Origin of the sequence: Paenibacillus sp. Root444D2, from assembly GCF_001426375.1 — a bacterium.
Taxonomy (GTDB): Bacteria; Bacillota; Bacilli; order Paenibacillales; family NBRC-103111; genus Paenibacillus_E.
Genome location: NZ_LMEO01000018.1, coordinates 129,593 through 147,875, shown reverse-complemented (window position 1 = coordinate 147,875; position 18,283 = coordinate 129,593). Strand labels below are relative to the sequence as shown.

General features: G+C 44.1%; 15 protein-coding genes and 4 riboswitches. Of the genes, 4 read left to right on the top strand and 11 right to left on the bottom strand.

Annotation, left to right across the window (positions count from 1 at the left end; all coding sequences use genetic code 11):
- Positions 1-128 precede the first annotated feature (128 nt).
- The 4 genes from ASD40_RS12990 to ASD40_RS12975 are packed head-to-tail and all read right to left on the bottom strand — an operon-like array spanning position 129 to position 2,282.
- Entirely contained in the window at positions 129-815 is a 687-nt protein-coding gene (locus ASD40_RS12990) for a PspA/IM30 family protein (RefSeq protein WP_057303694.1), read from the bottom strand.
- Between the two features lie 3 nt (positions 816-818).
- Positions 819-1,277 carry a PspC domain-containing protein gene (locus ASD40_RS12985; protein ID WP_057303693.1) on the bottom strand — a complete coding sequence of 153 codons (459 nt, stop codon included), beginning with the start codon at positions 1,275-1,277 and terminating at the stop codon, positions 819-821.
- 2 nt (positions 1,278-1,279) lie between these two features.
- Entirely contained in the window at positions 1,280-1,942 is a 663-nt protein-coding gene (locus ASD40_RS12980; RefSeq protein ID WP_029194523.1) for a PspA/IM30 family protein, read from the bottom strand.
- Between the two features lie 43 nt (positions 1,943-1,985).
- Positions 1,986-2,282, bottom strand: coding sequence for a hypothetical protein (locus ASD40_RS12975; protein WP_057303692.1), 297 nt, complete (start codon positions 2,280-2,282; stop codon positions 1,986-1,988).
- Between the two features lie 305 nt (positions 2,283-2,587).
- Between ASD40_RS12975 and ASD40_RS12970 the strand changes: the two genes are divergently transcribed.
- On the top strand, positions 2,588-2,806 hold the full coding sequence (locus tag ASD40_RS12970; protein WP_057303691.1) for a hypothetical protein: 219 nt from the start codon (positions 2,588-2,590) through the stop codon (positions 2,804-2,806).
- A gap of 35 nt (positions 2,807-2,841) precedes the next feature.
- On the opposite strand, the gene ASD40_RS12965 is transcribed toward ASD40_RS12970, so the two are convergent.
- The 3 genes from ASD40_RS12965 to ASD40_RS12955 form a co-directional block, all read right to left on the bottom strand.
- Positions 2,842-5,499, bottom strand: a complete 2,658-nt coding sequence (locus tag ASD40_RS12965; protein ID WP_057303690.1) for a stalk domain-containing protein — start codon at positions 5,497-5,499, stop codon at positions 2,842-2,844.
- A gap of 50 nt (positions 5,500-5,549) precedes the next feature.
- Positions 5,550-5,637, bottom strand: a riboswitch (cyclic di-GMP riboswitch).
- 183 nt (positions 5,638-5,820) lie between these two features.
- Entirely contained in the window at positions 5,821-6,063 is a 243-nt protein-coding gene (locus tag ASD40_RS12960; protein ID WP_057303689.1) for a hypothetical protein, read from the bottom strand.
- 46 nt (positions 6,064-6,109) lie between these two features.
- Positions 6,110-6,204: riboswitch (cyclic di-GMP riboswitch) on the bottom strand.
- A gap of 210 nt (positions 6,205-6,414) precedes the next feature.
- Positions 6,415-10,440, bottom strand: a complete 4,026-nt coding sequence (locus ASD40_RS12955) for an S-layer homology domain-containing protein (RefSeq protein WP_057303688.1) — start codon at positions 10,438-10,440, stop codon at positions 6,415-6,417.
- 61 nt (positions 10,441-10,501) lie between these two features.
- Positions 10,502-10,593: riboswitch (cyclic di-GMP riboswitch) on the bottom strand.
- A 337-nt stretch (positions 10,594-10,930) separates the two neighbouring features.
- Positions 10,931-11,018, top strand: a riboswitch (cyclic di-GMP riboswitch).
- Positions 11,019-11,080: 62 nt separating this feature from the next.
- On the opposite strand from ASD40_RS12955, the gene ASD40_RS12950 reads away from it, so the two are divergent.
- Positions 11,081-13,336, top strand: a complete 2,256-nt coding sequence (locus tag ASD40_RS12950; protein WP_057303687.1) for a stalk domain-containing protein — start codon at positions 11,081-11,083, stop codon at positions 13,334-13,336.
- 209 nt (positions 13,337-13,545) lie between these two features.
- On the opposite strand, the gene ASD40_RS12945 is transcribed toward ASD40_RS12950, so the two are convergent.
- Positions 13,546-14,235, bottom strand: coding sequence for a 3D domain-containing protein (locus ASD40_RS12945; protein ID WP_057303686.1), 690 nt, complete (start codon positions 14,233-14,235; stop codon positions 13,546-13,548).
- A 446-nt stretch (positions 14,236-14,681) separates the two neighbouring features.
- Between ASD40_RS12945 and ASD40_RS12935 the strand changes: the two genes are divergently transcribed.
- Together ASD40_RS12935 and ASD40_RS12930 are read left to right on the top strand one after the other, a co-directional pair.
- A complete protein-coding gene (locus ASD40_RS12935) occupies positions 14,682-15,023 on the top strand; it encodes an ArsR/SmtB family transcription factor (protein WP_057303684.1) in 342 nt (113 codons plus the stop codon).
- 2 nt (positions 15,024-15,025) lie between these two features.
- Positions 15,026-15,559 (top strand): SRPBCC family protein, encoded by a 534-nt coding sequence (locus ASD40_RS12930; RefSeq protein WP_057303683.1) that lies wholly within the window; start codon positions 15,026-15,028, stop codon positions 15,557-15,559.
- A 413-nt stretch (positions 15,560-15,972) separates the two neighbouring features.
- Here ASD40_RS12930 and ASD40_RS12925 read toward each other — a convergent pair whose 3' ends face one another.
- From ASD40_RS12925 to ASD40_RS12915, 3 genes are read right to left on the bottom strand one after another with little or no spacing between them, the layout of a single operon-like run.
- The gene (locus tag ASD40_RS12925; RefSeq protein WP_057303682.1) at positions 15,973-16,656 is read right to left on the bottom strand and encodes a hypothetical protein; all 684 of its coding nucleotides are present in this window, start codon (positions 16,654-16,656) and stop codon (positions 15,973-15,975) included.
- Complete coding sequence (locus tag ASD40_RS12920; protein ID WP_057303681.1) at positions 16,656-17,549, bottom strand: ABC transporter ATP-binding protein; 894 nt, start codon at positions 17,547-17,549, stop codon at positions 16,656-16,658. The genes ASD40_RS12925 and ASD40_RS12920 overlap by 1 nt, the downstream gene beginning before the upstream one ends.
- Positions 17,549-17,917, bottom strand: a complete 369-nt coding sequence (locus tag ASD40_RS12915; RefSeq protein WP_047678668.1) for a GntR family transcriptional regulator — start codon at positions 17,915-17,917, stop codon at positions 17,549-17,551. Before ASD40_RS12915 ends, ASD40_RS12920 begins: the two co-directional genes overlap by 1 nt.
- Positions 17,918-18,283: the final 366 nt, after the last annotated feature.

Genomic DNA, 18,283 nt, shown 5'->3' with positions numbered 1-18,283 from the left:
CTCCACTTTTCCTTTTCTTCCAGTATACAACAAACCCAGTGCCTATGCGCCACTGGGTCTATTTTTACAGATTCTGTATTCGTTTTGCAGTGCTCTCCTCACATGGAGGGGCTTCTCGATAATCACAATTACTCGGCTTCTTTAACGTTTAATTTCTCTTTCAGCAGATTCAACTGCTCATCAACTTTAGCTTGCTTTGCAACATCAACAGGTGTGTAGCTGCCTACTGAACCTGCTGGTACGTAAGGCTTGCGAGCGATTTCTGCTTCAACTTCCAGTTGGATAATTTTCTCTTCCATACGTTGGAAGCCGCGGGATGCGTTGCCGCTCTCGATGACGCCATTGTAGGACACTTGTGCCATTTGTTTTTTGGCTTTAGCCAGTTGAGCGCGGGACACAAGCTCGTTGCGTTTATTACGTAGTTTGTAGAACTCGTCTTTCATTTCGTGCAGCTGTTGTGTTAGCTCATCAGCATGTGCTTTGGAAGCGGTATATAGATCTGTGTACTCAACAATTTTATCTTCGTGGTACAATTTTTCTTCAACGGCTTGGCGAGCGATAGCCTCTTGGCCATTATTGATCGCTGCGGAAGCTTTTGCTTCGCGGTCAGCCACGAGACGAACAGACTCTTCCAGACGTTGCTTCAGCTTGCGCTCACTGGCGATTTGTCTAGCAACAGTAACTTCAGCTTGCGCGATTTCTTGCTCCATATCCCGTAAATATTGATTCAACATAACGATCGGATCCTCAATTTTATCCAATACCTCGTGAATTGATGCTTTTGTCATATCTTTCATTCTTGTAAATACTCCCATGGTTTACACGTCTCCTTTTTTAATATCAATTGGTTGTTGTTCGAAGCGAGCGACTTTGGCTCTCAGTTCTTCAACTTCTCTTTGCAGAGCTTTCTTTTCAATGTCTTTCATCATCTCGTCAATGTTGTTTACTTTCCCTGCGTCGTACGGAGCATTGTAGCCCGTTTGTTGTGGCGCATGGCTAGGGTGGTGCGGCTTGTGAGCGTTCCATGCCCCGCCATTATAGCCTTGACGGCCATATGAGCCAGCATAAGGATCAAATGGAGGCTGATCGTACCCAGGTTCCTTTGGAATAACAAGTGCAGCTACAAAGTAGATGAAAATGACTGTTCCTCCAGTGAAGATTGTGGTAATCACCACTAACAAACGTAATAGCGTTGCATCTACATTCATGGCCTCGGCGAGTCCACCGCATAGGCCAGTAACTTTCTTATCTCTTCGTGAGCGGTATAGTTTGCTCATGATTACTTGGCTCCCTCCTGCTGCAGTCTGTTTCTAAGAGCTTCCATTTCAGCATCTACTGCCGGGTTCCCCCCGCTATAGTAGCTTTCGCGCCCCATTCGTCTTACATCGCGGAGCGTTCTGGCATGCAGCTCCATATCGGATACGCGCTCTTCCAAGCGACCGAACATCCGTGGTGTCGCATCCTGCGCCACACTGCTTCTAGCATGCAGTCTTTGCTGCAACCGTGCGGACTCCATTCGCGCTAAGTAGTAGCTGCGTTTGTCTGCCACTTCCTTGTAATCCGCTTTAAGCTGCTGCAGCTCTTCATCTAAATCAAGGATGGACTGCTTTGCTTGGTCGTACAATTCATGATACTGCTCGCTTTTCTCTTCAGCTTGCAGCTTTTCTTGAAGCACGATCCTTGCCATATGTTCTTCGCCGGCCTTCAGAGCCAGCAGCGCTTGATGCTCGCGCTTCTCTTTGGTTTCCAGCGCCGTCAGATATTGCTGTCGGAGTGAAGCGGCGTGGCTTACACATTGTTGATACAGTCTCTCGGACTGTTGAAGCTGCTCACGCTGCGCTGCTAAGTACTGGTCAATCAAGCGGACCGGGTCTTCCGATCGCTCCAGATGTTCATTCAGTGTTGCTACGGTAATGTCTCTCATTCGCCTAAATAGGCTCATCTCTCATACCACCTTTTTCACTCTCTGTATTCGTTTCATTCCATTACACAGTTCTTCTTGTCAACATCGAAATTCCGTAACCTATCAACCCAATCGCCAGTAAAATGATGATCCAACCAGCTAACTTACCAATCAGGATGATAGCGCCAAGCCCTGCAATAATCCAACCGATTTTGCTGCCGTTCTGTATGCCTACATAACCAAGGCCAACCATTCCTATTGGAATCAAGTATCCCATCACCGAGCCAATAAATGGTCCCATGTGAACGCCTAGCTTATTTAACAGAATCAGTGCACCGAATGCGATTAGCAGAGCGGCTAAGCCTGTATTTCTTTTCATCGTTTCGTCACCGCCTTTCGTTGTTTGCTGTGTTGTTTGCTGTGCTCTTGTTCATGTCTTTATTTTAGGTAAAAACGAAGCTTTCCAAAACGGACTAACGACGGTATTTGTTCCTAGACCTTAGTCGGGGCGCATCTAAGACCTGTGTGAAGACTGGGGAACTAACATGCAAAAAGAAACCCACTATCGAAGATTAGTCGCATAGCGGGTTTGGGTTAGGTTATCTTTTATTTCACTAGCGTTGCATTAATTTTCTCTGAATGTTCATTATCTTTTGGCCTATGTCGGAACACCGAAAAAAGCGAATGGAGAACGGAATATGTTTCATTCACACCGCGGATTTCGAAGGAAATTCAGTCGCCATTTTAACCAACCGATTTGATCTGAGTGCGGATAAACCGTTTTACGAAACCAGTGAACAAGCAGTTATGAACCAGGAATGGATGGCGCTTATTGCCTATTGCCTGCGAGTACTCATTGTTATGGGATTCTGCAGCGAAGTGGATGGCATAGATTCAAAATAAGAGAGTCTACCGCAATTGGGCAGACTCTCTTTTCCTCATTTAACTGGTACGTTTTCTTTAAATTGACCCTGAAATTCAATATTTCCGTTCTTGTCATATAAGATACCTTGACCATTCGGGACATCGTGAACTAGCTCTCCTACATACTTTGTGCCGTCTGTATAGTAATACGTCCCCTTAACGAAATAGTTGCCTTTAAATTGACCTTCTTTCTCCAGCTTTCCGTTAACGGAGTAAATATTCCCCTGGCCTTCCCAAATATTATTCACAAACTCCCCTTCGTATAGCTTCGCGCCGGAAGGGTAATACCAAATACCTTTTCCGTTCATGACCCCTTGTTTAAACTCTCCTTCCCGATTTCCGGCTTTATTATATTCTTTGCCGTAACCATTCGGAGTATTGGCTGCAAAATCCCCTTCATAAAAAAGTTTACCATTAATGTAGTATTTTCCACGACCATCGTACATGTTGTCCTTAAATTCGCCTTCATAAATCAACTGGTTTGCCACATAGTACTTACCTTGGCCACTATACAAGCCCTTTATCACTTTTCCCTCATAGAACACATAGCCACTGTCGTCAACGTATCTTACATTACCTTCGGGAATACCTCCTACGAATTGACCGATGGACATTTCCCCCGTGCGATCGCGACCGCGGCTAAAACCTTGGAAGTAGATAGTCCCCAAGCCGACGACCTCATCATTTTTGAACTCCGCGTCGTACCAAAGCGTCCCATCCTCCCGGTACAACTTGCCTTTTCCGTTCATATGACCATCCTTTAACTGTCCTTCGTACATAAGGGCACCACCGTTGTAATACAGCCTTCCTTCCGTTGCCAGATCAAAGAGGTATACTGTTTTAAGGTTGGCATCCCACATCACTTTTCTACCGGTCGCTTCTCCTACGAAACGGAGCGGCACGAACGTGTAGTCCTTGTATAAAAAGGGGGCAACCGGAATGTCCATCTTCAAATCATTAAACTCCGCTTCCTTCTTACCTAAAGGCAACCGGAGGGATTTCCCCTCTTTTTGCCCGGTTACTGTTTTAGTTGCATCGTCCCAATTCACTTTAAGTCCCAATTTCTCAAAAATAGGCCTGAATTCCACGGTAGTGGAGCCCTCTTGCAGGATTGGCGCCTCATGAAACTGAATTTCTTCTCCGTCAAGGAATACACGTATCGGATCGTTATCGGTCATCTGGGTAATACGTTTATTAATCCAATAGTCCCTTACATACGGGTTTGAAACACTATAAGACAGTATGATGTACGTTCCGGGCTTAATAATTGGAGTATAAATTTGGTTCGTCTCTTGTTCGAGCAATCCACCCACATACTCCCATGATCCACCTTCCAACCGATAAATGCCGAGCTTATTTATTTGCTCCTTCGGCACTCTACTCGCTATGTAGGACATGGATAGAATGAGCGCATCTTTAGCATCAGGCATCGAGACGTTCCATGGAAGACTCACCATTTTCTGCCCAGGCAACAGCGCCTTAGTCAACTGTAAGTCGCGATCCGGGTTAGGCTCCATATTGACATCGCCATCACCTTGGAACAACCATTCTTTCATTTTCAACATAATGCTTTTATCCTGCGATGTGATAGCTCTGTCTTTGCTAAAGAAAAGCTTTGACTGGTTTACTGGTTCAGGCCATTCCTCGACATATGGTACCGCAGAAGCAATAGGGGCCGTCGAGGCTACAGACTGACCGCTCACGTTCACTTCTCGGAGAAATATATTGCCGTCGTCACCTCTGAGCACAACCTGATTATTATAAATACCGACGAGTGAGTTTACGGAAGCCTTGTCTACTGTGATGTGCGCCTCGTTAAAGGCTAGATCTGCTACGGCAATCTCATCCGTGTCATTCACCGTTTGATGCCAAGCCGCGATATGATCGCCAATAGCAATGGGAGCAAGGCCTTTAGGCGCTGCATCGGATCTTGCTAGAAGCTGGGGAAGGGTGGCATCTGTATCAGTTTGCTGCAATCTGACCTCATAACCGCCGCTCTTCATTTTCTGCATCCAAACCGCGGTCTTTCCGTTAAAAGCGGGACCGTAAAATGTATCTATGTAACCGTCAATTGGTTTCGTTAGCTTGCGGTTTTCCTCGGTACCGATATCGTAAAGCTGAAGATCTTGGGAGGGAAATTGGACATATAATATTTCCCCCTCGGCAACCACAGCATTTGTGCCCTGACCAACCTTCTTGTTAGTCTTGCTTGCTATATCATAAACATAAATAAAACTGTCGCGCTTATTCAGAACAGTCACATAATGACCGTCCGTCGTTGGGGATTCGTACGTGCCGGCGGCAGTTGCTATGATCAGAGATTCACCGTTACGAAGATTGAGCAGTACGAGATCCTTCTGACGATGAACATAGGTGACATAATCCCCTCCGACGACTGGTACCGACTTAACCCCGCTCGTGTCCGTCAACTGCTTGGCTTCCCAAGTTACCAGATTACGGTAATAAAGCTGATCTGTTCCGGAGTTGTCTTGGGCTTTCCATACCATGTCGCTGCCAGAAATGTTAACGAAACGATCGGGTGCCTTATAAGTGGTTGCGGTATCCTTCGTACTATACATCAGAGTAGCCTGTGCTGAGTTTCCCTCTTCGTAATAAGTGATAAATCCAATCAGCACGCATATGGCTACAAGTCGTTTCAAATGTATTCTCATCAATGCTCACCCCGATTTCCTTCATTTCTGGAATATAAAAAACCAACCATCTCGGGCGCCCGGTTATCATTTCCCTTGTGGGATGCAGACCCCTGGCTTTGCGTCTCCGACTTTCGAGCGGATTTACCTTACATCCAAAATGATTGGTTCATTCTTCCATTATTGTAGTAAGTTAATCCTATCTTGCCAATGTTCTTTTCAAAATTTGTCGAATAAATTGACCGCTGATTCTTGCTTTTTCGTATACGAATGGAAACTCTTACCGAATTCACTCTTGCTGTAGCTCATCTTTTTTCAAAAAAACTAGAACTAATAAAAATTTTATGAAGCAAAAAAAGTTCTATCCGGAAAACCGTCTCCCTCTGCATAACATCTTGCAATAGCTGAAGCGGCCTTCATAAACATATGATCTTTGGTAGTACCCGGGACCCTCTCTAGCTGCCGAAATTCTTCATTAACTAGATCAAACTCAATTTCACCCAAACTTTCTTCTGTTGGACCAAATTTGTATATGACCTTTTCGGCATCATCGAATACTTTAATCAGCATAAAATATGTTGCCATTTTCCGACCCTCCTTCCTTTTTTGGCAATAAAAAAACAAGCCCCAAAAGAGTAACCCGGCTATCATCCCATGACATGTGACTCATGGCTTAGACCCGTGGCTTTGCGTCTCCACCTTTCGATGGATTTGCCGTTGTTCATTATCGCTTGATATTAGGTGTGTTTCACTGATAATTTCTAGTTGTAAAGTACTAGCTATTTCCATGGTATTCCATAAAATAATGAAATTCAACATATTTCTACAAAAAAGAGGGAATCCATATGCAAAGTGTGTGATTTCTCACAAAAAAGGCCAACCAGAGTACTGGTTGACCTAGGAGAACAACATATTTCTATTATAATTTTACTGACTTTACTTCTGTATAGACAATAACGCTCCATTTAAGTAATAATACAGCATTCCGTTCTGATCAAAGAAGATTTCCGTTGCTGTCCCCAGCGCCAAAGTATCAACCTTCTGATAAGTCACAGAACTGTATATCCCATTTTTACCAACCAACAGCTCTCCAGTAGCATTCACTGCATAAATCGGTTCTGGCAATGTACTGATTACCTGCGCAACATTATTGATATCAAGGACCTTATTCTTTACGACCAGCTTCCCTTGACCTTCCAACAATAGAACCGGAGTATCCAAGGGATCTCTCAAGAAGTTCGGGTAACTTAGGCTGGATTCGCCTGATTTGGTTACGCTATTGCCACTAACGGAATATGCGAATACATTGGAGCCGGCATTTCCCGCATTCCAGCCATACTGATACCATGTAAAGAATCTACTCTGCTTGCTAGAGAAAGCCAGATCGCCAACTCCTTTGATCACAGTTCCGTAGTTTACGGCTGCAAAGGTAGTCGAATTGAACGCCAGCAGTGTCGGCTCCCAATCACCCATCACAACATACAGAATCCCGGATTTATGGTAGATATGTCTATGAGCGATGTCACCGGAATCAACCGTTGACGTGTAAGTCAAGTGCCTTGCAATTTGTAAATCAGATAGGTGCACTTCCGTTATGAGATTATTTAGATCATCATTCACAATAAAGAGACTTGAACGATCTTCCGATATAGTAAGTCCGGAAGGACGATATGGAAGCTTGACCGTGTTTACAATCGTCTGTGTTTGAAGATCAACCACATATAGATTGCGGAACGCTTCGTCGATTGCATAAGCTTTCTTATTTACGGAATCGTAAGCAATGTCCACTACCCTGCCGTCCAACTTGACACCAGACACCGTAACAGGGGTAATCGCTTCGATTGAATTCTTTTCTACGATTTCGACGATATTCTTTCCGGCTAGCGCAGATACAACAATCAATCGATCGGTACCATTAAATACATTCTTGGCTGTACCGTCCAAGTGATAGAGCCCGCTTTTATTAAAATTGCTGTAATCATAGACTTGTACCGCATTGTTCTTAGCTGTGTAGAAATTCTTATTCGACTGATCAAAGGCAATACCGTCATATGCTTGTCCAAGTCCGTATACATATTTCATATCGTCGTATTTATTGCTTGTTGCCATAAATACGTTACCGGAACCGTTAAAGATATAGGCACCGTCCGGAGAAATGGTGAAGTTCGTCGACATTGCGTAATCGCCATGGTATGGCGAATCGTAACCGCTTGGCTCGACGTATTGTCCGTTCGTTACGTTATACGCACTAAGGTCTCTCGGTGACGTCTCCGTTGTGATTGTATAGAGCTTATTCCATAATGGATGCGTTTGGATATAACTCGCTTGCCGAATATCACCTGAACCCACCTCCGCAAAGGTGTTCAAATTATATGACTTGATCTTCGTCCACTGCCCTGATCCGGATGACACGTAGAGATAACCGGAAACGACTGCGACATCAAAGGGGTCAATCGCAATATCATGTGTTCCTTCAAGAGTAAAGTTGGCCGCATTCACAACCGCAATTGCACCTTGTTGCTGTGAAATATACGTATAGGAAGAATGTTCCGCTTTTAGCAAGGAAACGTAGATTTTATCGCCTGCATATGTGAGACTCTCCGGTGCAAGGTCAAATGCAATTGAGGCTTTATCGCCTGTTTCGTAATTTACACGGTAAAGCTTCTTATCCGTTTTATCTGTGATATAGAGGATCGGCTCCGATGGATGTTTCAACGTATCCGTGATCTCAAAATCCAGAGCTATGTGTGCATTATAATAAGTTGTAGCAGAAGCAATGCTGCTTGGTCCGGATTCAACGCCAATTTCATCAATTGCTGATGTAACGACATAATATCTTGTTGAATGTGGAAGATTCGTGCTATCGACATAGGTCGTTCCCGTTACCGAAATCGGTTGACCGTTTTGATCCTCCAAGGGGACAAACTTGCCAGTAGCAGTTGCGCTGTAATAAATATGGTAATGGTCCGCATTCGCAACTGGATTCCATTGCAAAGCGATTTCCCTATTCGATACAGTGGATGCCTTTAGACCAGTTGGCGACTCTAGTTGATCATAAATCCCATCAAGTTCCCAGTCGCTTCCGTTCCATGTTGCAAAAACAAGATACTGACTTCCGTAAACGAGTGTAATTCTATCCCCTGCAGCGAGCGGCACCGCTTGTTCAGGCAGCTGATTACCTAGATCATGGATCGCGTAACTGTCATTGATTTGATAAGAAATCATCTCGTTGCCGCCATAATAAACCCGAGTATACACGCTTTCGTTAACCGTCATGCTGGATAACTGAACCCCGGAATAATGCTTTGTTGAATTTCGATAGGTTACGTTATACGGAGCTGGAGAGACCGTTCCGCCTATAATGCTGTAGATTCCTACGTCTTCTACAGTCCCAATATATTCGGTCTGGTATGTATCCTGTGTAACCGTGTTTGAAACGTCCCATTGAACCGTCGAATAATCTGCGATGGATGGGTACAGAGTGTATACCTTGTTCTGTATGATAAAGGCCGCATTAATATCCTCTACATTACCCGGATCAGCAGCCGGTTTCCCATCTGTTGGCTTCTCAGGAGCTCCCGTGCTGCCCTCATTCGGAGTAGGAGATGTGTTCGTCGATCCAGGTATAGTAACCGGAGAGCTTCCTGTTACTTCCTTCCCGCCAATTAAGACGAGCTTCACCAGTTCGCCAAGTGTATATTTCTTTACAATTTGTTCAAAGCTTACGCCTTCCACATTTATCACCGCATTAAGGATCGATCCTTCTCCTGTCACCTTCGCCGCTGCTTGCAAAATGATCTGCTCCAATATGGCATTGCCCAGCATCTTGATTCCTGAGCCTTCCGAACCTGCTTGTGTTTCAAGCAAGGTGACAACGGATTGACTGGAAATCTCGACGGTTACCACTGACTTCAGTTCAACTTTCACAAATGTCCCTACTAACTGAACGACATCATTCACAGTCGTTCCTTGCACGGAAATGGATTGAAAGCCCTCGTTTCCTTGCTCTTGTTCAAGTTTCGCACCCGATTTTATAATGGTACGGCTTATACTCGTAGAGCCTTTAGTAAAAACTCTGACTCTACTGAAGTCCTTTTGAACCACCATCTGATTGAGGGTCGAATCTTGAATTTCAATGCTGTTTTCTCCGCCCCCATTCACAATCGTTCTTCCTTTTACTGTCACGTGATCAAGAGATACTTCCCCTTCCCCTATCCCCGCTGCCAAGATGAGGTCGCCTTTAATCACAGCATTTTTTATAGTGACATTGCCGCTGTTGACCGTCATATTTCCTTCAACATCAGCTTTTGGAGTATAAATTCCAGGTTCATGGATCAATTGCCCTACGGCATTATCTAGCATCACTACGGCTTCTGCTCTTGTAATAGATTTCTGAGGACGGAAGCTCTGATCAGGATATCCTTTAAGATAACCCTCCGAGGCGACTGCTTTTATGTAAGGCTTGCTCCAGTCAGATATTTGCTGCTCATCGTGAAACGTTCGCGTATCGCTCTTTGGTACTACATCTTCTAATTGCATAAGCGGATAGATGATTTTGGCAGCCTGTTCTCTGCTGATTGGTTGATCTGGACGGAAGGTGCCGTCATCGAACCCAGAAATATAGCCGGCATATTTTGCTTTGGCTACATCGTTATAGAACCATTTATCCTGAGAAACATCTTTGAAGGTTTGGTCATCTTTATGGAGATACCCAAACGCCTTGTTGACAAGAGATATGAATTCCGCCCTGGTAATGACTTTATCGGGTTGAAAGGTTTGGTCGGCATAGCCCGAAATCAATCCATTTCCGATCCATTTGTTTATGGCATCCTCTGCCCAATACCCATTAATGTCACGTAAAGATGGTTGGTTTTCAGCTTTCACTAAACCTGAGAAAGATACGATTTGAACGGTCAAAAACATAACAATAAATACAATTTTTGCCAATAACTTCACTAACATACAATCTTCCTCTCTTTTACTTTGATATAAAGGCAATAAAAAAAGCCACTCCAAAAGGAATGTAGGCGGCCCGGCTGTCGTACAAGGAAGTGCCCTTGCTTAGACCCGTGGCTTTGCGTCTCCGCCTTTCGGACGGTTTTGCCGTTTCTTATTCTACGGAATGACTCTAGGACCTATCGAATAGTTCTAATTGCCTAGCAACAATTATATACTTAATTAATCTAATAGAAAAGAAATATCTTCCATTTTCGACAAATTATTTTTCAATTCAGACTGACCCCAATAAAAGAAACAGCGCAGCCTCTGCTCCTCATCGTGTTTTTTTCTAATCTATTTCGGCAATTTAAGAAACTATTTTTAATCCGTTGCTCTAGCAGTCCGAATTCACTTGTACAAGGGATTTTCCCAAGCGAAGTATGTCGTATATTGTAGAATTAACACAAACACCATATAATGGTTAAAGGTAGTATGCCTATTTAAGCCAATACAATAAGATCAAAGGCACATTCGCGCGAAAGCCGAAGTCGCAAAGCTACGGGTCTACGTCCCTTTCGGGATATGATAGCCGGGTCGCTCTATAATTTGGCTTTTTTGTGTGCGTGGAATTTATAGGGTTTTAATAAAAAAAGGGGGGTTCAACATGAAGTTTAAAAAGATTGTGTTAGGGGCAGTTGCGCTCATGCTGGCTCTTGGCTCGTTGAGCTTCTTGCCGGAAGTGTATGTAAGTGCTGCTGCATTCATCAAAAAGGATAATCCAACGGACTATACGGCACCTGGGTTTCCGTTCATTACCGATTCCAAGATGGTCTGGATGGGAGATGACGAGAACAAAAACTATCAAGTGTTCGCCCGGGATTTGTATAGTGGCGAATTAAAACAGCTAACCGAGACCCAGACCTACAAAGCGAAATTATCGGCAGCGAATAATTATGCTATTTATCTGGATAGTCAAAAAATTATCATGATGGTTAATCTTCAAACCGGCGAATCTACCCAAGCAGATGTCAAGCCGGGCTATTATGAATATCTTCAAACGGATGGCGAATACATAGTCTACCAAGATATATCTACAAGCACTCTTCGTGTGTACAATATGACAACTAAGGAAACAAATATCATTGGAAAAGGTCAAGACGCTACTTTGGCGAACAGCCAAGTCGCCTATTATGGTTCTTCGGAGAATAGGCTTATGCTTTACGACATTGCAAGCAATACTTCACGAGTTCTATGGGATAAAAATGATGGCAGTTTATATAACAGTCATCCAGTTGCATTCAACGGCAAATACGTCGTATGGATCCAACAGCCATACAACCAACTAAAATTTCAATTGAGAATGATCGACGTTACTCAACCGGATTCAATACCTAGTGTACTTAACGTTTTTGACAAGGCAGCTATCCCTATCGACACTTTCGTAAGTAAGGAAATTGTGGCATGGACTATTGAGAAAGATGGACATGGAGTGGTGATGGCAGCAAACTTGCAAAACAAGCAAGCTGATATAGCAGCCGATCAAGGGGAGAAGCTATTGGGTGTTACCGGAAGCACAATTATATTGAAGAACGTCGATAACAATCTGATTCTTCGAACCCTTCAATCTACAGGTAAAGGTAACGCCATTCAGGATACACTTGTTTCAGCTATCCCTTATGCAGATAAAATACCTGAACAAGTGACGGGTTTCTTCGGAGGAAGCAGTCCGGACACCGTGCACGAGTTGGCGACTTCCGATCGCTCGGTTATTTTGTCCTCTCCGTTCGAGAATCCGTTTTCCTATAAGGGGACCGATTATACAAGCATTAGGTATAGAGAAGATTCGAAATTGGAACTGACCAAAGCTCTTCAACCGGATCAGAAAATGGTGAGTCTCCCATGGACGGTCGACGTACGAGAAGCATTCGATTACCATGTCCTAAAAATGGCCTATATGCCATCACGTGTCCCTTCCGCCCAGCTTAGCAAGCTTGGGATTTATAAACTCGTTGAGGGCAAATGGATCTATGCAGGGGGGATTATCGAGGAACAAAATCAACTTCTTCGTACCCACATTCATAGCGGCGGGGTTTACGCAGTGCTTTATCAAGATATGAATGCAACGTCCCTCCGGGACTATTGGATGAGGAAAACCATTACGCAAGTGAACGCAGACAAACCTATCCGTGTCTTTCTTGACGGAGAGGAAGTAATCTTCCACGAACAGCCTCAACTTAAGGACAGCTCTACAACGGTTGAGTTTCGACCTATTTTCGAAAAGTTAGGTTTGCAAGTTAATTGGGACGAAGCAACTCAAATGGTTACAGGCAGAAAGGAGGGAACGTCGATTAGTCTCACATTAGGAAAGTCGCAAGCAACCGTTAATGAAGAGACATCCGAACTGCCAACAGCCCCTTACCTTCAAAAAGGGTACACGTTCGTCCCTCTTAGATTGGTTGGTGAAGCTTCCGGTCGAAAAGTGGTGTGGGATGCTAACCTCAAAGCCGTGTATCTCTATGATCCTGCAACGGAAGGCAAGCTGTACGATAAAGCGGGCAACTTGCTTTATGAAGGTCAGCTTAAAGACGGACATATGCACGGAAAAGGGAAGCTCTTTCATGAAGATGGCACAGTCTGGTACGATGCCGAATTCGTTAATGATAATGTAATGGGCTGGGGAACCATTTATTTTAATGGAGAAGTTTTTGGTAGAGATCGGACGGGTGACGTTCTGATTGGACAATTCAAGAACGGGATTCCTGACGGATATGTGACAAGTATTAATGATAACGGCAAACTAATTTATGAGGGTTACGAGGTTCAAGGAAGATTCAATGGCAGGGGAAAGTATTATGAAGATGGCAAACTCGATTTTGAAGGCGAGTTTAAAGACGGTCAGCCTGTACCCCCAAATAAATGATTAGGAAGTAGATATACGACGAAGCCGTTGGGATTATTGGGAAATGGCTGATTAATTTTCGTACAAAATAAAAACTGCTAACAATTTGGTGAAAAACGCCCTTTCAGCACCTTTGCTGGGGGCGTTTTTGAGCTGTAACTGTTGTTTTAAATGAACCTTACCTCTTCAGATGTCCCGGTTGACCCATAGCCTATCGATTGCCTATCAATTTAAATATTCTCTCTATCTAGCAAATAGACTTTCACATTCTTCTTTACACCGAATTCTTGAGCGTCACTCAAATCATTCATAAATACATCAATTCTCGAACCGCGAATAGCCGAACCTATATCCTCCGCTTTACGAATCCCGATGCCGTCAATGAACACCGTAGAACCTAAAGGGATTACTGCAGGATCCACGGCGATCGTGCGTCCTTCTTTGGCTTTAAGACCACTAAATGTGATGCCATACATGGGATGGGATGCCTTTTTACCTGTTGATTCAACGCCAGCCGTATAAGCTGTAAGGGTTGTGTTCAACACTTTTTTGATAATTTTCTTTTGACCATTGGGTAAACCAATCTCGGATTCACTCTTCGGAATCGTTAAACTTTGACCAATCGTTAGCTGGTTCGGATTTGAAATATTGTTAGAGTTGATAAGGTCATCCACTGATATGCCAAAATCCCGGGCAATTTTGAACAGCGTATCTCCGCGGTCCACTTGGTATTGCGTCCTTGGCTGAACAAGCTCAGCTTGAGCGGCTTCTTCCACAGGTGCTGCATTTCTTGCCATACTATACGTTGGAGGTAATTCCCCCCCATCTTCACTTTCAGGATACGAATAGGCGGGCTGCACCTGCCACAAACAAAGCAGCAAAGGAAGCGTCAAAGTTACATAAAGAATTTTACGAAACATAGTATCTCCTCCTCTTAAAAAATAATAGAGTTATAGCTACTAGATTCGTCCAATTCTATGATTTATATACGTCTCGTATTTATTTTTTTCAATTTGATAGACATGCGGACAATTCCTATGAAATCTTATTAACCGGGTAAAAACGGTCTATTGATTTGCTATATCACCATTTTCAACGGTAATATTCGTATTCAAAGAGTTGAAGGCGGAGGACAGATCAACAAAAATGTGGGGACCAACGCAAACCAAGGCGGACAGAGCGCTAAAAAAATAAACCATAAAGAAATAAGAATGCTTAGTAGTATACAAAACAAATCTTGGCTTAAACTAACAAACGTGAAAGTAGAAGATTGCCGGTGTGGCAATCTTTTTGCTTTTCAACATACAGTAGTTGAACTCACAAATATTCCTTTACAGCAATATTCCATATGGAGTATATTGTGTCTATGAATAAGACTTTCAGCGCTCTTGCCGAGCCAAACCGCTTGCACATTGTCGAGCTCTTGCGTGACGGTCCCCTTACCGTCGGGGAAATAGCGGATCGGCTTGAGCTCCAGCAGCCGCAAGTATCCAAGCATCTCCGTGTGCTGAGTGATGCCGAACTTGTCGAAGTACAACCGGCTGCGAATAAAAGAATCTATAAGCTGCAGTTTCAGTCGCTCAAAGAGCTGGATGGCTGGCTAGACTCTTTCCGCCGCATGTGGGAAGAGAGATTTGATCGCTTGGACGATTATTTGCAGCAAATGTTAGAGAAGGAAAAGAAAAAACAATTTGATTTGGAGGATTAGACATGACTCAAGAAAAAGCAGGGAACAACTTCAATGCCACCGTAGAAGGAGGCGAATTGGTTCTTACTCGCACCTTCAATGCCCCACGTGAACTCGTCTTCAAAACGTGGACTGAGGCTGAACATTTAGCTCGCTGGTGGGGACCAACGGGCTTCGAATTAAGCGTACACACCTTAGATCTACGCCCAGGTGGCATCTTCCACTACAGTATGAAATCAGCTGAAGGCTTTGAAATGTGGGGTAAGTTTGTCTACCAAGAAATTAACTCACCTGAGAAACTAGTCTTCGTGAATTCTTTCTCCGATGCAGAGGCTAACATTATCCGCGCACCTTTTAGCGAAAGCTTTCCGCTGGAAATAATGAATAAGTTATCTTTTACTGAAAATGAAGGAAAAACTACACTGATCATGCGTGGCGGCCCTATCAATGCTACTGAAGAAGAACTTAAGTTCTTTGAGGGCATGTTTGATTCCATGAAACAAGGCTTTGGCGGAACGTTCGATCAGCTCGATGCCTACTTAGCCAAAGTCGTATAAGCGTTTTTGCCGGCTTAAAAGATGTTTTTGCGCCACTCTAGCAGCACTTGCCGATCCGGGCATAGCGCTAAGGTGGCGTTTTTGCTTGAGGCGTATGCGAGTTTACCGAACGTGTATAGGCTTGATTTCCGAGCCTGTAGCAAGTCAGCAGTAGGGTGTCGCTGAAATATGTACGCTGAGAAATCGGTTTCCGCGATTAAACCAGTAAAGAGCAATGGAGTATTAGCGGATAAACGCGGAAAACGCGTCTATCTTAAACCAGTGACCGCTTTATGGATTAGCGCCGGCAAGCCGAAGCTCGGCTGGTGATAGTCAGGTAACACGCATACATGGGTCGGTTCCGCCTTATGCGGATCTCGAGCAGTAAACTAACAAATAAGCCTACTGCAGCTGCAGGAGGCTTATCCTTAGTTCTAAACAGTCGCTCTACGAAGCAATCCATAAGCTGCCACTAAGTACACGACAACCAAAGGCACCATCCACCAGAACAGATCCATATATTGATGGATGATCCAATCCAAGAGACCTCCCCACAACCCAAAGTGCGTGAAGGTATAGGAAACTACGGTACCAATCAAAAGCAGGGATGCAAAAAAGATATACATCGAAGCGCCTCCGAAACGACGGTGTAAACTAGATATCGCGAACCCGAGGAAATACATATGAAGAAGTACGATGAGATAAATACCCCACGTGCCTATCAGTGAAAGATCGTTTAGAAATTGAACATTAAAAAGGTGCAATCGAACCCCCCAGCCATGGGTCGCCTCTTCAATCATCGACAGGATGGCAAGTACCAGGGCTGAGCAAGCATTGACAATAATAGCTGTCACAGCAGTTCCAAAGAAATAATCCTTCCTACGAATACTTAGTCCCAAGGCAAACGGAAAGGTTTCTTTAATAGTAACTGTACCTGCTACAAGGGTGTAGATGAAAATCGAAATAATCGCTCCCGTGTTTATGGACTCATCTATTTCCAGCGAAGTCGCAGTAATCAAATTGATCAAAAAGTTTGCACCGACAATGAACCATGGGATAGCGAACCATGTCATTTTGTTCCTCAAATGGAGCTTTACTACCTGGTTTACTCGATTCATTATTCCTCAGTCCCCTTTCCCGCGATTGACGTGCGTGTTAGATGAACGATAAGCTGCTGCATGGATACTGGAGCGAATTCAAGCCCCATCCCCTCCGCTTCCTTACGATCCCGGTCACTAAGAGCACCTAGAATCGTAGCCGATGCAGCCGCACCAATCGCCGTGCGTTCAAGCAGCTCTTTGCCCCGCGTGAAGGAATCCACAGCTGTCGCTAGACCAGAAACCGTGCAAGCACGACCGCGAAGAGCATCGGCATCTTCATTCATAATCAATTTGCCGTTATCGATAACCAGCACGTGCTCGAGCAAGCGGCTAACTTCGTCGATGAGATGCGTAGAGAGAATAACCGTCCGCGGAAACTCGGCATAGTCTTCAAGTAAGCGATCATAGAAGAGGATTCTTGCCACAGCATCCAGCCCCAAATAAGGCTCATCGAAAATGGTTAATGGAGCACGGCTTGCCAGACCAACCACAATACCGACGGAGGAAAGCATCCCTCTGGATAGCTTTTTTATTTTTCTTTTCAAAGGCAGACGGAAATCTTCAATCAAAGCATGCGCATAAGCATGATCCCAGTTCGGGAAAAGCGTTCTCGCAACCTCGATTACATCTATGACACGGAAGCTATCTGGGTACTTCTGGCTCTCTTTTATGAAGCAAATCTGATTGAGCACTCGGCTATTCTCGTAAGGTTCTTCCCCAAATACCTTCAACTCGCCGCTTGTAGCGAACTGCTGAGACGAGATCATGTGCATGATCGTTGTTTTGCCTGCTCCGTTTCTGCCTAGCAAGCCATAGATTTTATTCGCTTCAATCGTGAAACTAACATAATCCACTGCATTCACTTGGCCATAGGACTTGGTTAGTCCTTTCACTTCCACAATGTTGGTCATCACGCTTTCTCCCCTCTGCGCACCATTTCCGTCAATTGCTCTACGGTAATCCCGAGCTTCTCGGCTTCTTTCACCATCGTCACTACATATTGCTCATAAAATAGTTCTTTCCGCTTCTCCATCAGCTTCGTTCGCGCTCCCTCCGCTACAAACATGCCAATCCCTCGTTTCTTGTACAAAATCCCTTGGTCCACCAACAAATTAACACCTTTCGCTGCTGTCGCCGGATTAATTTGATAAAAGGATGCAAACTGATTCGTAGAAGGCACTTGCGATTCCTCCGGCATTCTTGACTCAATAATGTCATCTTCAATACGCTCTGCAATTTGCACAAAAATCGGGCGGCTATCGTCCATCATTAGTCCCATTTCTCTCACCACCACATCTGTTAGTTACTCATGTAATTAACCATACAACCAACTGACTTAAAAGTCAACACCTAAACTGATATTTGGGCTGGGCAGCAAAATAAATAAATTCCCAAGGAACTGGGAATACCACTAGGGTGCGTGCTTGCTGTATTTTGGGGGTAGCAAAGGGTTTAGGCGAACCGTGTAAAGGCTTTGACGCGATGCGATGCATTGAGAAAATTGGCAGAGCGAGGCGCTTTAGGAAATGTTGAAGCAAAGAATCAAAGTAAAGCGTTCTAGTGAAATGCTTAAGTAAAGAATCAAAGTAAAGCATTCTAGTGAAATGCTTAAGTAAAGAATCAAAGCTAAGCATTCTAGTGAAAT

Coding starts and splice junctions, on each gene's coding strand:
- ASD40_RS12955 (WP_057303688.1), bottom strand. CDS start 10,440: ATGTTAGTGAAGTTATTGGCAAAAATTGTATTTATTGTTATGTTTTTG.
- ASD40_RS12950 (WP_057303687.1), top strand. CDS start 11,081: ATGAAGTTTAAAAAGATTGTGTTAGGGGCAGTTGCGCTCATGCTGGCT.
- ASD40_RS12975 (WP_057303692.1), bottom strand. CDS start 2,282: ATGAAAAGAAATACAGGCTTAGCCGCTCTGCTAATCGCATTCGGTGCA.
- ASD40_RS12920 (WP_057303681.1), bottom strand. CDS start 17,549: ATGACCAACATTGTGGAAGTGAAAGGACTAACCAAGTCCTATGGCCAA.
- ASD40_RS12970 (WP_057303691.1), top strand. CDS start 2,588: ATGGAGAACGGAATATGTTTCATTCACACCGCGGATTTCGAAGGAAAT.
- ASD40_RS12945 (WP_057303686.1), bottom strand. CDS start 14,235: ATGTTTCGTAAAATTCTTTATGTAACTTTGACGCTTCCTTTGCTGCTT.
- ASD40_RS12960 (WP_057303689.1), bottom strand. CDS start 6,063: ATGGCAACATATTTTATGCTGATTAAAGTATTCGATGATGCCGAAAAG.
- ASD40_RS12990 (WP_057303694.1), bottom strand. CDS start 815: ATGGGAGTATTTACAAGAATGAAAGATATGACAAAAGCATCAATTCAC.
- ASD40_RS12965 (WP_057303690.1), bottom strand. CDS start 5,499: ATGAGAATACATTTGAAACGACTTGTAGCCATATGCGTGCTGATTGGA.
- ASD40_RS12925 (WP_057303682.1), bottom strand. CDS start 16,656: ATGAATCGAGTAAACCAGGTAGTAAAGCTCCATTTGAGGAACAAAATG.
- ASD40_RS12985 (WP_057303693.1), bottom strand. CDS start 1,277: ATGAGCAAACTATACCGCTCACGAAGAGATAAGAAAGTTACTGGCCTA.
- ASD40_RS12935 (WP_057303684.1), top strand. CDS start 14,682: ATGAATAAGACTTTCAGCGCTCTTGCCGAGCCAAACCGCTTGCACATT.
- ASD40_RS12980 (WP_029194523.1), bottom strand. CDS start 1,942: ATGAGCCTATTTAGGCGAATGAGAGACATTACCGTAGCAACACTGAAT.
- ASD40_RS12930 (WP_057303683.1), top strand. CDS start 15,026: ATGACTCAAGAAAAAGCAGGGAACAACTTCAATGCCACCGTAGAAGGA.
- ASD40_RS12915 (WP_047678668.1), bottom strand. CDS start 17,917: ATGGGACTAATGATGGACGATAGCCGCCCGATTTTTGTGCAAATTGCA.